General features: G+C 68.0%; 9 protein-coding genes. 2 read left to right on the top strand and 7 right to left on the bottom strand.

What is annotated here, in order from left to right; all coding sequences use genetic code 11:
• Positions 1 to 62: 62 nt before the first annotated feature.
• The 3 genes from CVV72_RS27265 to CVV72_RS27255 all read right to left on the bottom strand — a co-directional run bounded on the left by CVV72_RS27265 (position 63) and on the right by CVV72_RS27255 (position 6,672).
• Positions 63 to 788 (bottom strand): dienelactone hydrolase family protein, encoded by a 726-nt coding sequence (locus tag CVV72_RS27265; protein WP_219146354.1) that lies wholly within the window; start codon positions 786 to 788, stop codon positions 63 to 65.
• A 169-nt stretch (positions 789 to 957) separates the two neighbouring features.
• On the bottom strand, positions 958 to 2,166 hold the full coding sequence (locus CVV72_RS27260) for an amidohydrolase family protein (RefSeq protein ID WP_219146353.1): 1,209 nt from the start codon (positions 2,164 to 2,166) through the stop codon (positions 958 to 960).
• Positions 2,167 to 2,226: 60 nt separating this feature from the next.
• Complete coding sequence (locus CVV72_RS27255; RefSeq protein ID WP_219146352.1) at positions 2,227 to 6,672, bottom strand: DUF6531 domain-containing protein; 4,446 nt, start codon at positions 6,670 to 6,672, stop codon at positions 2,227 to 2,229.
• Positions 6,673 to 6,885: 213 nt separating this feature from the next.
• On the opposite strand from CVV72_RS27255, the gene CVV72_RS27250 reads away from it, so the two are divergent.
• On the top strand, positions 6,886 to 8,409 hold the full coding sequence (locus CVV72_RS27250) for a nucleobase:cation symporter-2 family protein (protein ID WP_219146351.1): 1,524 nt from the start codon (positions 6,886 to 6,888) through the stop codon (positions 8,407 to 8,409).
• Positions 8,410 to 8,747: 338 nt separating this feature from the next.
• Positions 8,748 to 8,951, top strand: a complete 204-nt coding sequence (locus CVV72_RS27245) for a cold-shock protein (RefSeq protein ID WP_005149851.1) — start codon at positions 8,748 to 8,750, stop codon at positions 8,949 to 8,951.
• Between the two features lie 185 nt (positions 8,952 to 9,136).
• Here the strand turns inward: CVV72_RS27245 and CVV72_RS27240 are convergent, their stop codons facing one another.
• From CVV72_RS27240 to CVV72_RS27225, 4 genes are read right to left on the bottom strand one after another with little or no spacing between them, the layout of a single operon-like run.
• A complete protein-coding gene (locus CVV72_RS27240; protein ID WP_219146350.1) occupies positions 9,137 to 10,498 on the bottom strand; it encodes a DUF4407 domain-containing protein in 1,362 nt (453 codons plus the stop codon).
• Positions 10,488 to 11,738 (bottom strand): hypothetical protein, encoded by a 1,251-nt coding sequence (locus CVV72_RS27235; RefSeq protein WP_219146349.1) that lies wholly within the window; start codon positions 11,736 to 11,738, stop codon positions 10,488 to 10,490. Before CVV72_RS27235 ends, CVV72_RS27240 begins: the two co-directional genes overlap by 11 nt.
• Positions 11,735 to 13,765: a hypothetical protein gene (locus CVV72_RS27230; RefSeq protein ID WP_219146348.1), complete on the bottom strand. Its 2,031-nt coding sequence runs from the start codon at positions 13,763 to 13,765 to the stop codon at positions 11,735 to 11,737. The genes CVV72_RS27235 and CVV72_RS27230 overlap by 4 nt, the downstream gene beginning before the upstream one ends.
• Positions 13,762 to 14,715, bottom strand: coding sequence for a BTAD domain-containing protein (locus CVV72_RS27225; protein WP_219146347.1), 954 nt, complete (start codon positions 14,713 to 14,715; stop codon positions 13,762 to 13,764). Before CVV72_RS27225 ends, CVV72_RS27230 begins: the two co-directional genes overlap by 4 nt.
• Between the last annotated feature and the right edge of the window lie 67 nt (positions 14,716 to 14,782).

Genomic DNA, 14,782 nt, shown 5'->3' with positions numbered 1-14,782 from the left:
CGTGGCGACCGCTCGACTACCCCACGAACGCCGCACCCGGAAATCGACATCGGCTCCGCGGCCTATTTCAGGTGCCGGGTGATGAACCGGCCCGCGGCGTCTCCTTCGAAGTGCGGGACGCCGGTGTGCCCGCCCATGTTGGCGTGCAACGTCTTCTCCCGCGAACCGAAGGCGTCGAACAGGTCGAGGGCGTGCTGCCGGTCGTTCCCTTCGTCGTCCCACTGCAACAGGACCAGCAGCGGGATGGTGACCTTCCTGGCCTCTTCGAGGATGCTGCGGGGAACGTAGCTTCCGGCGAACAGGACGGCGGCCGCGATCCGGGGTTCGACCACCGCGAGCCGCGTGGCGATGGCGATCACCCCGCCCGAGAACCCGACCGGACCGCCGATCCCGGGCAGCGTGAGAAGGGCGTCCAGAGTGGCCCGCCATTCCGGGACCGCCGCGTCGACCAGCGGGAGGACGAGCCGGTCGACGATGTCGTCGCTGACCGGCTCCCCGGCCTTCAGTGCGCTCAGCAGGTCGCCACGGGCTTCGTCGACGACGGGGAAACGGGGCCGGTCGCCGGCTCCCGGGAGTTCGATGGTGGCCGCGGCGTAGCCCGTCGCCGTGCAGGCCAGGGCCCTGGCCGCGAGCCGGGGATACATCTTGCCGAGTCCGCCAGGGTGCCCCATCAGGATCAGCGGGGCCGGGGCCGCCGATTCGGGCGTCCACAGGATTCCGGGGATGTCGCCGAGGGTGAATTCGCGCTCAAGGGCGCCTTCGAGGCGTCGTTCGGAAGTGAAATGCATGGTCGTGCCTTTCGGGAGTGCTCGTGAGACGGCGCTCCCGGACGACCTATCGCCCGGCCGTGACCCCTGAGAGGAGCACCCTGGTCGGAATGTCCACGGGTACCACCTCCTCGTTCGCTCGCACGGCCTCCGGCAAAGTAGCAGCGGCCGTCGCCGTCACGCCAGCGGTTTACCCGAGCACCGAAAGCCCGTCCGCCACGACGACGCCGTCGTGCAGCACCGTGCGGTCCTTGCCGCGGTCCATCACCGCGCTCGTCGGGGTCTCGCCGTCGACCAGGACCAGGTCGGCGCGGTCGCCGACAGCCACCCCCGGCCGGTCTTCGATACCCGCCAGTCGGGGGACATCGTGACTCATGATCGACGCGCCGCCCATCGTCGCGACGGCCAGCGCCATCTCGATCAGGTCGTCGCGGCGGAAACCGTTGGTGAAGGCCAGCTGCCAGGTGCGGTCGAGCAGGTCGCAGTTGCCGTACGGGCTCCAGTAGTCCCGCTGGCCATCCTCGCCGAGGCCGACGCGCACCCCCGCGGTCGTGAGGTCCGCGAGCGACAACTGCCCGTCGGTGGACGGCGCGACGGTCGCCATCGCGATGTCCAGTTCGGCGAACGTGTCGATCAGGCGGCGGCTCACCGATTCCGAGATCGAGCCCAGTTCGTACGCGTGCGACATGGTCACCTTGCCGCGCATGTCCAGCGCGCGGACCCGTTCGATCACCAGGTCGGTCGAGAACAAGCCGAGGTGGCCGGGTTCGTGCAGGTGGATGTCGACCTCGACACCGTACTTCTCGGCGAGCCCGAACACGACGTCGAGATGTCCCTTGGGGTCCTTGTCCAGCGAGCACGGGTCGATCCCGCCGACGACCGTGGCGCCCGAGCGCAGCGACGCTTCCAGCACGTCCACGGTGCCGGGCTCGCGCAGGATCCCGGCCTGCGGGAACGCCATGATCTCCACGTCCGCTTGCTTGGCGAAGCGCTCCTTCGCGGCAAGGACGGCGTCGAGCTTTTCGAGCCGGCAGTCGACGTCCACCTGCGCGTACGTGCGCACGCGGGTGGTGCCGTTCGCGATCATTCGCTCTAGCGTCCCGGTGACGCGTTCGGGCAGCGGAACCTCGGCGTTCCGCCAGTTCTCGCGGTCGTTCAGCATCATCGCCCAGACACCCGGCGCGCCGGTGTGCGGCCGGAACGGCAGCCCGATCCGCGTCGAGTCCAGGTGGACGTGCACGTCGCTGAACGACGGGAACAGCAGCCGCCCGCGCCCTTCGACCGTGTCCGGCGACGACGCGGCGGCGGGATCGTGCGGCCGCACCGCGGTGATCCGGCCGTCGGCCACCTCGACGTCGCTGCGCTGTCCGCCCCAGGGGCGGACGTCACGGATCAACACGGGCACACCTTTCTCGCCGGACTCTCTTTGGTATACCAAATCCGGTGAGCGGGGGCAACGTCACTTGGTGTGCCGGTACGGGCGCGTGTGCCCGGTTTCCGCGTTGTGCTTGGTGATGTGGTCGATCCCCATCTTTTCGAGCCGCGGGTACTCGGTCACGTCGAACACGTTGTCCTCGCGGCGATGCGGGTAGACGTCGTGTCCCTTGCCCGGCCAGTAGGGGAAGACCACGTGCGTGTCCTTGTTGGAGTTCTTCGCGAAGGTTTCGGAGACGTAGTCCCATTTCTCCTGGACGAGCGGTTTCCTCGGGTCGTGGGGATCGTTGATCCACCCGGGCATCTTGATGTTGTTGTCCTTGAGGGTTCCCTCGAGGGTGTTGCCGCCGTTCTGCTTCGCGATCTTGGTCGCCTTCTCCTCGACCGAGCCGAGATACTCGTCCTCTTCGCCACGCTTGCGTTTCTTGGTGCCACCGGACCAGAAGAAGTGCTTGTCCGCCTTTAGGATCTGGTCGAGTTTCGGCTTGAACTTCTCGAACTCCTCCTTCGACATCTTGTCGACGTCGATGGGAGGCTTCCGCGGGCTCCGCCGCAAGGGCTGGGGTTGCCCGCTGGGCCCGACCGGCTGAGGTCGCTGCTGGCTGCCCGGACCGCTCCGCCCGCAGGGCGGGACGAGGCCGAGCGGGTCACCGATGAGCAGCGGCTGGTCGACGTAGCCGACGGGGTTCGGCGCGGCGGCGAGGCCGAGGGGATCCTGGCTGAGGTACCGCGACGTCCTGGGGTCGTAGTACCGGAAGACGTTGTAGTGCAGCCCGGTTTCCTCGTCGCGGTGCTGGCCGGGGAACGCCAGCGGTATCGACGCGGTGTCGGCGCCGGGCAGCGGCACACCCCAGAAACTGCTGCGGTCCTGCCAGACCAGCGTGCCGTGTTCGTCGAGCAGTTCGGTCGGCGTTCCCGCGGGCGACGTGATCACGGCACGGAACACGGCGTCTTCGAGGGCGCCCGTGCGCTCGATCTGCACGACGGGGCGGTCGTCGTCGTAGCGTTCCCAGGTCAGGAGCCGGTAGGACTCGTCGGCGGGGTCGTAGTCCATCCGCTCGACCACGTTCATCCCGCTCCACAGGAACCGGACGTCGTGCGTGAGCTCGGCGTCCCCCTCCTGGTCGATCAGCCAGCGGCGTTTGGCGAACCGCCGCCCGAGCGGGTCGTAGTGGTAGGTCCAGAGCGCGCCGTCGGGGGTGCGCACGGAACGCAGCCGGTCGAGGTGGTCCCACTCGTAGGCGCAGGACTGGTCCGCGACGACCCGGCCCCGCTCGTCGCCGCGGTAGCCGTCCTCGCCGATGGTGATGGTCCCCGCGGCGTCGTGGGTGAACCGTTCGGCCCCGCCGGGCCCGCGCGCTTCGCTGACCCTGCCCGCGGTGTCGTAGGTGAGCCGCCAAGGCCGGATCGCGTCGTCGACGGCGGCGAGCCTGCCGTCCGGCCGGTAGCCGTAGACGCGGGGCCCGACGCCCGCGATGTGCTCTTCGGCGAGCCGGTCTTCCGCGTCGAAGCGCCGCCGGAGCACCACGGTGCCGTCGACGCTGCGCGTGATCTCCCGTCCGGCGTCGTCGTAGCCGAACTCGACTTCGTGGCCGGCGATCCGCAGCGACCGCGGCAGTCCGTCGCCGGTGAACCGCCACTCACTGTCCACACCGGACGATGTCCGGCGGACGAGCACGTCGCCGTCGTGGCGCCAGCACACCCCGAGCCCGTTGATCGTGTCGACGACGACCCGGTCCCCGTCGTCGTGGACGAGTTCGACCCGCGACTCGGTGTTCTCGGCGACGGTCATCCTGCCGAGCGCGTCGTATTCGTACCGCGTGACGTCGTCCGGGGTACGCCTCGCCACGACGTTGCCCTGGAGGTCGTAGTCGTACTCGGTCGCTTCACCCGTACTGCTGGTCATGCGGAGCAGTTGCCCCGCCGCGTCGTAGGCGTAGCCGATCCGGCGGCCGTCGTAGTCGATCTCCTCGACGAGCCTGCCCGCGGCGTCGCGGACATAGCGCCAGGTGCGGCCGTTCGGGTTGGTCACCGAGGTGAGCCGGAGTTCGCCGTCGTAGGTGAACAGCGTGCGCGCGCCCGCGGCGTCGGTCTCCTCCAGGACGAGGCCGAACGGGCCGTACTTGCGGCGCCGCGCGGCACCCGCCGCGTCGCGGTGCTCGACGACGTGGCCTTCGGCGTCGTGCACCCACGTCTCGCGGCCGCCGTCGGGGCCGAGCCGCCAGGCACGGCGACCGTCGGCCGTCCAGCCGAGCCTCGCCGCGCCGCCGGAGGCCGTGTACGCGAGACGGGGGCGGCCGAACAGGTCGCGGTCGCCGGGACGGTCCGTCACGGGGGCGTCGGTGAGCGGGTCGGGCGCGTCCGGGATCTCTACCGGCATCCCGGTGCCGACCAGGGTGGTGGCCGGGTCGAACGCGGGGACCACGCGCTGGACGTCGCCCGAGGACAGCCGCACCTCGCCGTCGGCGGCGCGGGCCAGCCGCACCGTCGAGCCACCGGGACGGTGGACGGCGACCAGTTCGCCGTCTTCGTCGTACTCGTAGCCGGTCTCCCGGCCGAGTTCGTCCACTTGGGACAGCAGTTCGTCGCGCCGGTTCCAGGAGTAGCGCTGGGAGTTGCCGAGCGGATCGACGCGTTCGACCAGCTGCCTGGCGTCGTTGAGGCGGTACGTCCACGTGTGGCCGTCGGCGTCGGTGTGCCGGGTCGTGCCGGGTTCGTAGGCGAACGTCGCGTTGTAGTAACCGCTCGCCCCGACGGCGCGGACGCACCGTCCGGCGTCGTCGTAGACGTAGCGGTACCAAGTGCCCGTGCGGTCCCTCCAGCCGACGAGCCGGTGACTGAAGTCGTAGTCGAGGGCCATGGGGCGGCCGGCGTAATCCATGACGGTGCTCAGCTGGCCGAGCCGGTTGTACGAGAAGCGCACCAGCGGCGGCTGCCCCGGCGCGCCGAGCGCGACGATCCGCCCGTTCGCGGTGCCGATCGCGAGCTCGACGCCGTCGGCACGGCGGAGCCGCGCGGGCGTGCCGTCGGCCGCGTAGGCGAACTCGGTACGGACGCCGTTCTGTTCGATGGCCGTGAGCGGCAAGATCCGGCCCGCACCGGTGAAGTGCAGCTCGCGATCGCCCATCGACAGCCGGTAGCCGTCCGCCTCGCGGCGCAGCCGGTGCCGCGGTCCCTGTACCGGCAGGACGGCGCCACCCGCCGGGACGGGATAGGTCAGCACCATGCCGTCTTCGGCATAAAACAGGACTCGGCCGGACTGGACCGCCAGTCTTTGGTCCATTGTGGACGTCCAAGATGGACCGAACCAGCGGCCCGCGGTGTAGGACGACAGATGGGTGCGGGAGAGTTCGAGATCGCCCGCGTCGCCGGGCAGCGTCACGTCGACCTGCTTCATGACGACCTCGCCGGTCGCGACGTCGACGGGGTCGCCGCAGTAGTTCTTGGAATCCGACGACGTCGAGCGGTCGCCGCTGCCGTCCTTCTTGGTGGTGTCGGTGTTGCCGCCCCGGTCGCGAGTGCCGCCACCACCGCCGGTGCCGCTGGTGTTCGTCTGGTCGTTGTCGCTCTTGGTGTTGGTGCCCCTGTCGTTGGTGGGGCCGTCGTTGCCGCCGCCCGGTTTGCCGTTGCCGTCGGCGCTGGAACTGCTGGTGCCCTCGTCGATCCCGCGGTCGTTGCCGCCCTTGGTCTTGGGTGGCGGCGGCGCGTCCACCTTGCCGCTTTGCAGCTTCCGCAGGGCTTTGGCGGCGTCGTCGAAGAGCGTGTCGGCCTTCTTGAGCAGCGGCATCAGGCCCTTGAGCGCCTTGACGAGCTTGGTGGTGAGGTCGGCGATCTTCGAAGCGGTCTTGGCGACCGCGGTCACCACCTGCGGCACCACCCAGGTCAGGCCGATGCCGAGGGTGAACAGCACCTGCAGCGCCCAGCTGATCAGGTGGCCGACGAGTTCGGCGATGATGTCGCGGACCAGGGTGCGGACGGCGGCGACGACCTCGCCCGCGGTCTTGACCCCGCTGGACGCGCCCTCGCAACCCTTCTGCGCGGCGGTGAGCACGGTGACCGTGTCCTTTGACCGTTCGCGGTAGCGGTCCGCGGCGTCGCCCGCCCACGTCCGCAGGTCGGCCTTGACCAGGTCGGTCAGATCCGTGCCGATGGCACCGAGTTCCTTCGCGATGTTGGACCAGGTCTCGGCCTGCGCCTTGATCTGATCGGCGTCGCCGGTCAGGGCGTCGAGCGCGTCGGAGAGCGGGCCGACGTGTTCGAGCAGCCAGCCGACGCCCGCGGCGAGGATCGAACCGAAGGGGTCCATGGCCATCGACAGCGCGTCGAGAGCCGTCCCGACGGCACCCATCGCGACCGCGGCCCAGTCGCCCTTCTCGATGCCTTCCTTGAGGTCGATCGCGGATTCCAGCAACGGGACACCGGAGTGCGCCTTCGTGGAGTCCTGGCGCTCAGCGACCAGCGGATTCGCCATGTATGCCGTCTTTCCTGCCTCGGGATCCTCACCGACTGGGCAGCCGATTTCTACCATCGCCGCGCCGGGGCCTCCCCGTGCGGAACGGATCTTTGTCCGGCCGCCGCAAGGACGACCCCTACGGGCAGGGTCTTGCAAGTTCTGCTATGTGGAAGTTAACCTCCGCAGATTGAAATTGCCCGGCATCGCTCGCTTCTATCGAGAGGCGGATCCATGGTGAAGAGGACGCGGGCCGAAGCGGCCGCGAGCGGCAGGCCCGAGGACGAACGGCTCGGGATCGGCAAGAGTTTCACTTACGGCGTCCAGCACGTCCTGACGATGTACGGCGGGATCATCGCGCCGCCCCTGATCATCGGCGGCGCCGCTGGCGTCTCGACGGCCGAGATCGGGCTGCTGGTCGCGTCGTGCCTGTTCATCGGCGGTCTGGCGACGATCCTGCAGTCGTTCGGCATCCCCTTCTTCGGCTCCCGGCTGCCGCTGGTCCAGGGCACCTCGTTCGCGGGCGTGGCGACGATGACCGCGATCGTGGCCGACGGCGGGCTGCCCGCCGTGTTCGGCTCGGTGATCGCGTCCGCGCTGCTCGGCCTGCTCATCACCCCGGTGTTCTCCCGGCTGGTGAAGTACTTCCCGCCGGTGGTCACCGGGACGGTGATCACCGTGATCGGGCTCAGCCTGATGCCGGTCGCGGCCCAGTGGGCGATGGGCAACAACACCAAGTCGCCGGAGTTCGGCTCGGTCTCCAACATCGGGCTGGCCGCGATGACGCTGGCGATCGTGCTGCTGCTCAGCAAGGTCGCCGTCCCGGCCATCTCCCGGCTCTCGATCCTCCTGTCGATCGTGGTCGGCACCGTGCTGGCCGCTGTCCTGGGCAAGGCCGACTTCTCCCAGGTCTGGGACGGCCCGATCTTCGCCGTGCCGACCCCGTTCGGCTTCGGCGCCCCGACCTTCGACGTCGCCGCGATCGTGTCGATGTTCATCGTCGTGCTGGTGACCCTCACCGAGACCACGGCCGACATGCTCGCGGTGGGGGAGATTGTCGGCACGCGGGTCGGCAAACGCCGGATCGGCGACGGGCTGCGCGCCGACATGGCGTCCTCGGCGGTCGCGCCGGTCTTCAACGGGTTCATGCAGAGCGCGTTCGCCCAGAACGTCGGGCTCGTCGCGATCACCGGGGTCCGGAGCCGCTTCGTGGTGACCGCCGGCGGCGTGATCCTGCTGGTCCTGGGCATGCTCCCGGTACTCGGCCGGGTCGTCGCCGCGATCCCGTACCCCGTACTGGGCGGCGCCGGTCTCGTACTGTTCGGCACGGTCGCGGCGTCCGGTATCAAGACGCTGTCCAAAGTGGATTACAACGGGAACATGAACCTGGTGATCGTCGCGGCGTCGGTGGGGCTGGGCATGGTCCCGATCGCGGCGCCGGAGTTCTACCACCACTTCCCGGCGTGGGTCGGCACGATCTTCCACTCGGGGATCAGCTCCGCCGCGCTCATGGCCGTCGTGCTGAACCTGCTGTTCAACCACCTGAAGCCGGCCAAGGCGGGCAGCGACCCGTCGGTGTTCGCGACCGCCACCCGGGTGATCGACTACTCCGACCTCAAGGCCTTCTCCCGGCTCAAGGACGGCGACAGGATCGTCGACGGCAAGATCGTGGACGCCGAGGGCAAGCCGGTCGAGGTGTGCGACGAGGACGGCAAGCCCGTGCCCTACCGGATCGGCTCCGAGCCGGAAGAGCACTGACGCGGCGGGGGCACCTGCGTCGATCGCTCGATCGGGTGTCCCGAAGGTGCCCTTCGAGACGCTCAACGTCCGCAAGGGCACTTTCGGGACACCCGGCCCGAAGCCTCATCGGGTCCCGGCTGCGTCGGCGTCGGCCAGGCTCGCCACGGGGGCTGCCAGGACCCCGGAAATCGGCGGTCCACCCCCTCCGGGTGACCCGCCGAGGGTGGCCTTGACCTGGCGATCTGCACGAATTTGAGACGGCGACGTGTGTTACCGGGCAAGACCTGCGAGAATGGTCCACGAGATCGGGGCATCGAATGAGCTCAGACTCGCTATGAAGAGCAGGTAGAAAAAGTATGGCTCAGGGCAGCGTTAAGTGGTTCAACGGCGAAAAGGGCTTCGGCTTCATCGCTCAGGACGACGGCGGACCGGACGTTTTCGTGCACTACTCGGAGATCCAGGGCAGCGGTTTCAAGTCCCTGGACGAAGGGCAGCGCGTCGAGTTCGAGATCGGCCAAGGTCAGAAGGGCCCGCAGGCCCAGCGCGTCGTCGCCATCTGACTTTCTTCACGCCGAAGGCCCCCATCCGTACCGGGTGGGGGCCTTCGGGCGTCTCCGGGCGAGGCAGGGCCGCCCGATCGTGGCTCGCAAACGGGTACCGACGGCACCCCGGGGCAGCAAGGGAACTGCGGCCAGTTTCGAAGGGTGGCGTGGCATGGGCGTCTTGGACGCCCATGCCACGCCCCTCACCGCCTTTCCAGCTGTTCGGCCAGGCGGTCGATCTGCGCGGTCAGCTCCTGCTTGCGTTTGGCCCGGCCCATGCGCTCCTCGTTGTCCATGTCGCCGGTCTTGGTGCGGAGCTTCTGTTCGGTGCGTTGCGCCAGGATGTCGAGATCGACGCTGTCCCGACGTTCGTAGAGCGAGACGTGTTTCGTGTGCAGGCGCTTCGCGGACTCCAATTGCCGTGACACGAGGGTGTCGTAGCAGGTGGCGCCGCCCATGAGCTTGGCGAAGACGGGCATGCAGTCGATCGCGATCAGCAGTAGCCGCAAAACCCAGCCGGCGACGGACACGGCCGTGCTTTCGTCCGAGAGCCGGTCGAGCGCGTCAACCTCGTCAAGCAAACCTCGATCGTCGAGGTTCGCCCTCTTCGCGTCGACCTTAGCGGTGATCGCCAGGCTGATCGTGGTCTCGCTGTTCGCTCTCGCGGTTGACAGCTGTCCGTTCAGGGCGGTCACCTTGTTGTTCAGCGCGACCAGATCGGCGTGCTGCTTGTCGAGCTGGTTGTCCGTCCGGAACTGATCGGCCTTCTGCCGGTTTCGAAGGCATTCGCCGCCTTCACCGCGGTCCCCGGTCAATCCCGGCCCTGATTTGCCGGCACATTCGTCCCTGGCGAGTTGCTCGAGCCCCGAGTGCTTGCCGTCCAGGTCGGTGAGGGTTTTCTGCGTGTCGTCGCGCAGCCGGATCGTGTCGCCGAGCTCGGCCTGGATCGCGGCCGGACTGTTCGGGATGTTGACCAGGGAACCGGCGCAATCCGGGGCCCCGGTGGGTTCGCCGGTCGGCGGATTGCACCGCCGCAGCAGGCCTTCGTACTCCTCGACCACCTTCTTCCGGTGGTCGTCGATGTTGTTATGGATCGACGGCTGGAAGACCCAGAGCACCAGGGGTTCGGCGATGGCGGCGCCGAGCAGTACCGAGATGACGATGCGTGGCAGGAACAGCCGGAGCTTCGAGACGTGCTGCACGCCGTGCGTGCTGGAGATGAGCCAGCCGTCGAAAGTCATGATGAGGTAGCCCCACAGCGCGCCGAATGGCAGCAGCAGCCACCAGGCACCACCCACGACGCTGTGCAACGCCACCACCAGTGACAGCCCGGCGAGCAAGCCCGTGTTCAGCACGATCGCGCCGAGCCTGGTGTACCTCGATCGTTCTTCCGGCACCCAGTCGAGGATGTCCTCGCGGATCCCGGCGAGCTGTCGCAGCCGCCTGGCGACACCGAGGGCCGGGCGGACCGGCCGGTAGAGACCGACGGCGGAGTCGTTCGGCAGGGAGGACCGCGCCGCCGGATCGCCGTTGACGACTGGCGGGTCGGCGAGATCAGTCGGCATCTTCTTCCCTCACCTCGATGTCGTCACCGCGGTCCTCGTCGGTCGGCTGATCGGGCTTCGACGGCAGCTCGCCCATCGTGCGGCCGACCCGGTCGTCGCGGAGGTACTTGTTGACGACGCCCTCGAGCCTGAGATTCGCCGTGTCGAGGGCTCCTCGCTGGACGAGTTCCTTGATGAGAGTGACTTCCGCTTCGAGCTGGCGGTTCTTGTCCTCGCGATCCCACTCTTCGAGCCGCCGCTCGTCCTCGCGTTTGAGTGCCATCCGCTGCGCGTGCAGACGCCGGGATTCCTGGTGGTCCTCGCGCTCCACTTCCCACTTGTGCCGGGTCGTCTCCTGTTCCCAGGCCCGGCGTTCCCGGGAGTCCTCGCGATCCCATTCCCGGTTGTCCCGGGTCTCGGCCCGGCTCGCTTCGAGCCGCTCTCCTTCACGGCGGATGATCTCGTCGGCGAAGTCCTTGGCGCTGATCTCGCGCTGTGACAAGGCGAGGATCAACGCGCTGTCGGGATCGGATTCCACCACTTCCTGCTGCTTCTGGTACTGGTAACGCTCGAAGTCGCGCTGAGTCGCGTCCAGGTCGAGCGTGTGCCGTTGGGTACGGACTTCGTCGTAGTGCTTGTACTTTGTTTCGTCGTTCTGCAGCGTGTGCTGGTTCTCCTGCTCGCGCAAGGACTTGTGCAGCGCCGAGATCTCTTCCGGGGTCAGTAGCTCGACACTGGCGAGGTCCGCGCTGACTCCCACGAAGACGGGCGGATTGATCGTGGTGAACGCCTTCACCTGCGCGTTGAGTTTCAGCCGCGCCCGGTTGATCTCGGCGAGGGAGAAGTCGAGACCGAGTTCGAACAGCCGGTGATGTCCTTTGAGGTAGCCGCGGAGAGCGGCTCGAAGGTCCGGTGATCCTTCCCTGACCACCGCGGCGGCATCGTTGACGGAACAGACGAAGGTGACGCGAAGCGTGAACATCCCGGCGTCCTTCGACGGGATTTCCAGTTCCACCACCACTTCGACGTTCTGGGCCACGTCGACGAGGCTCACATGCGAAGCGGCGATGACTTCGGGTGAGTCGAGCGGCAGCGCGGCGTTGTCCAGCACGTACTCCCCGCTGATGCGATAGACCAGGCGATGGTTCGCACTTCCCGACGGGATCTCGGCAAGGGTCCGGGTCCGTTTCGGACCGAACAGCCGCCGAGGTGCCACCGGCGTCAAGGTCCGCTGCTCGACCACCGGGTAGGGGACGTTCATCGAGTTTCCTTCCTGACCGTGTCTTCAGGGATGAGTGCTTTGAGCAGGGTGGTGAACAGGACGGTCACGACCTCGTTGTTCCCGGCCCGCTCCCGTTTCGTGATCCGGCGCATCTCCGCTTCTAGGCGGACCCGTTCTTCCGCGGTCATTTCGGCGGCGAGCGCGCCTCCGAGCCGCGCCGCCTCCTTCGACGGGTTTTCGTGGTGGTCCGAGATGTCCTCTACCGCGTCGCGCAACGAGCGGATCGCGTCGCGTCGGGTCGGCGAGTTGCCCAGGACGGCGACCCACAGCTTCGCGACCACGCCGATGCGGTCAGGGGATCTATCGAGGTAGCGAAGGAACGCGCGACGGCCTCTGACGTCGTCCTGGACCGACAGCACGGCGAGCGTCGCTTTCATCGCGACCGCCTGCATGACGACGTTTCCACCGGGGCCGCGGAAGCGCCTGAGCTTGCCGTCCAGCGTGCTCAGCACGATGCCGGCGTCCGGGGTGTTGCTGGCCAGCGAGCTGAACAGTCTCGCGAGCGCGAACGAGGGGTCACCGGAGGACGTGTGCGGCTGGGTGCAGAGCTGCCACAGCCGGTTCACCGCCTCGTGCGGGAATCGCCTGCCGAGGTCACCGCTGAAGGCCACCGCCGCGGTCCAGCGTTGCGCCGCGTTGTCGCTGTTGATCCATTTCGTCGAGGTTTGCAACGCGGCGGGGGCCAGCTCGTTGCTCACGGCCATTGTGGACAGGACCAGGATGGCGACCCATTGGCCTCGTAAGCCGCGGCTCCCACGCGACCACGGCACGAGTAGCGTGCGGACCTCGGCGAAGGCGACCTCGGCGAGGCCTGCGAGCCCGAAGCCGACCCCGCCGTCGAGAACGGTCATGCGATTGAGCCATTCGCGGACCGCGTCCCAGAACGCGACCTCCATCCGTTCCCACAACACGGCGAGGACGTGCCGGTGCAGTGAGCTCGACGCGAAGGCCAGTTCGGTGCGCGGTCCGAGTTCCGAGGTGACCGTCCGGCGCACGATCAGGCTGTCCGGCCCGGTGAGCAGATGCCGTCGCTGCGGGAGACTGGTCTCCTGCGGCACGTCCTCCGTGCTCTCCGGCTCGGGCATGTGGAGGAGCAGATGCTGTTCGAGCGAGGCGAGCACCGACTCGAAATGCCGGTCGTCGGCGCCGAGCGCGAAGGCCAGCGCGGTCACTTCGGAGATCTGCCGGCGGCTCGGCTGCCCGTCGAACCACGCGCTCACCTTGCTCCGCGCGGTCTGGTCGAGGTGGCCGACGGCGTCCACCATGGACTCGCCGTCGGTCAGGCGGTTGGCGAGTTCGACGACGTCCCGCATGCGGATCGAACCGGCGAGCGCCTTCGTGAGCGTGTCCAGGTCGTCTTCGGATAGCGGTATCGACGTCCGTTTGGCGAGCACGTCGTCCGGTCGCGGCGGCCCCCAGGCGACGTGCTGGACCGCGGCCATCGGAAGGGATGGTGAAGTGGTCGTCGTAACCACCAGGTACGCGCCCGCCTTCACCAGCCGTTCGCGGACCACTCGCCATTCGAACTCCTGCTCGCTGGTGGTGGGCACGACGATATGGTCGACGAGGGCGTAGCCGGACCCCTTGTCGTAGTCGCGGTCCCCGAGTTCGGTGAGGTCCAGTTGCGGCGAAAGGAGGATGATCGGGCCATCGGTCCGCTCCCTCAGCAGCATGATGGCGCTGGCTCGTTTCCCGACGTCCGCGGGGCCGTGGAGCACGACCGCGTTCTCGTTTTCCAGTGCCTTCGAGGCCAGCGGGTAGCAGTCCGGTGCCGCGTAGGTCGTGATGGCCTCCGCGATGTCCTGATCGGTGACCCGGCCGGTCGCCCGGGCACGGCTTGTAGACGTCCTGTTGTCCACTCCGAAGAGTGCGGTCTCGATGTTCATCTTCGACGGCGAGAGGTAGGTCTGGACGTGGTTGACCGTCTCGGCGTCGAAACTCGTCGCCGCGGGCCCCTCTTCCGGGTCGGGGGGTTTTGGGTTGGCCTCGTCCGGGGCGGCTGTCACCGGGACCCCCGGTTGTCGACTCCGAAGAGGACGTACTCGCTCGTGATCGGTCCGCTGACGTTGTTGACCACCTGTGGCGCCGGGCCGGCCTGAGCCTGCTCGGTCTCCTCTGGACGTTCTGTCGCATCAGGCTCTTCTCCGGCCTCGGAAGCGCCGTCGGTGAAGGGGAAATCCTGAGGCTCGGGCACGAAGTCCTTGTCGTCACGCAATATTTTGGTGTGCAGGTCCCGCATCTGCTGTGGTACATCCCAACCGATCTCCTGCCGGCTCTTCCGGTACCGGTCGAAGATGTTCAGCGCGGCCTGCTGCCGCCCCATCGTGTGCAAGGCGTACATCGTGAGACTCGCGATCTGGGTGTCGTCGGGCTGCTCCTCGAAGAGCCGGATGAGATCCGGGATGTGGTGTTCGACCCGGCCCAGCCGGGTGTCGGTGCGAAAGAGCATCAGCTTCGCCCTCCTGCGCAGTTCGATCAGCGACTGTCGATAGGGGTCCAGCCGGTGGTCGCCCAAACCGGCCAGGGGGTCGCCGCCGCAGCGGGCGAGGTGCTCGCGAAGCAGGTCGGCCGCGATCCGCCGATCCATGGTTTCCGCTTCGTTGAGCAGTTTTTCGAGGTTTCGCGAGTCCACGGCGTCGGCCGGGACCTTCAGTTGGCAGAGTCGGTCGCGATTGACCAGGGCTTCACCCATGCCGAGCGGGGTGAGACTCTGGCGAAGCAGTGTCATCGCGCGGTGGAAGAGGTTCACCCCCGATTTCGGCAGCTCGTCCCACAAGTAGTCCAGCAGGACCTCGCGCGGGACCGGGTTTCCGTTCGCCAGCAGCAACCTGGCCGCCAGGGCACGTTCCCGTTCTCCTCCCAGGGAATGAGTTTCCCCGCCGACGCTCGCCTCCACGTGCCCGTAGAGGTGGAACATGACGGTGCTTCCCTGCCGGGTCTCGAGCTCTTTCGTCATCTCTCGCCTTCGGCTTCCGTCGACACGAACGATCGCGGGAGCGGATCGAATCGGTCGGATATCCAGC

This window comes from Amycolatopsis sp. TNS106, from assembly GCF_019330265.1.
GTDB classification, from domain to species: Bacteria; Actinomycetota; Actinomycetes; order Mycobacteriales; family Pseudonocardiaceae; genus Amycolatopsis; species Amycolatopsis lurida.
The sequence above is the reverse complement of the archived record's forward strand: the minus strand, read 5'-3'. Positions and strand labels throughout refer to the sequence as shown.

What these genes read in the sequence shown, in the direction of transcription:
- CVV72_RS27265 (WP_219146354.1), bottom strand. Translation starts at nt 788, where the DNA reads ATGCATTTCACTTCCGAACGACGCCTCGAAGGCGCCCTTGAGCGCGAA.
- CVV72_RS27255 (WP_219146352.1), bottom strand. Translation starts at nt 6,672, where the DNA reads ATGGCGAATCCGCTGGTCGCTGAGCGCCAGGACTCCACGAAGGCGCAC.
- CVV72_RS27250 (WP_219146351.1), top strand. Translation starts at nt 6,886, where the DNA reads ATGGTGAAGAGGACGCGGGCCGAAGCGGCCGCGAGCGGCAGGCCCGAG.
- CVV72_RS27245 (WP_005149851.1), top strand. Translation starts at nt 8,748, where the DNA reads ATGGCTCAGGGCAGCGTTAAGTGGTTCAACGGCGAAAAGGGCTTCGGC.
- CVV72_RS27240 (WP_219146350.1), bottom strand. Translation starts at nt 10,498, where the DNA reads ATGCCGACTGATCTCGCCGACCCGCCAGTCGTCAACGGCGATCCGGCG.
- CVV72_RS27235 (WP_219146349.1), bottom strand. Translation starts at nt 11,738, where the DNA reads ATGAACGTCCCCTACCCGGTGGTCGAGCAGCGGACCTTGACGCCGGTG.
- CVV72_RS27225 (WP_219146347.1), bottom strand. Translation starts at nt 14,715, where the DNA reads ATGACGAAAGAGCTCGAGACCCGGCAGGGAAGCACCGTCATGTTCCAC.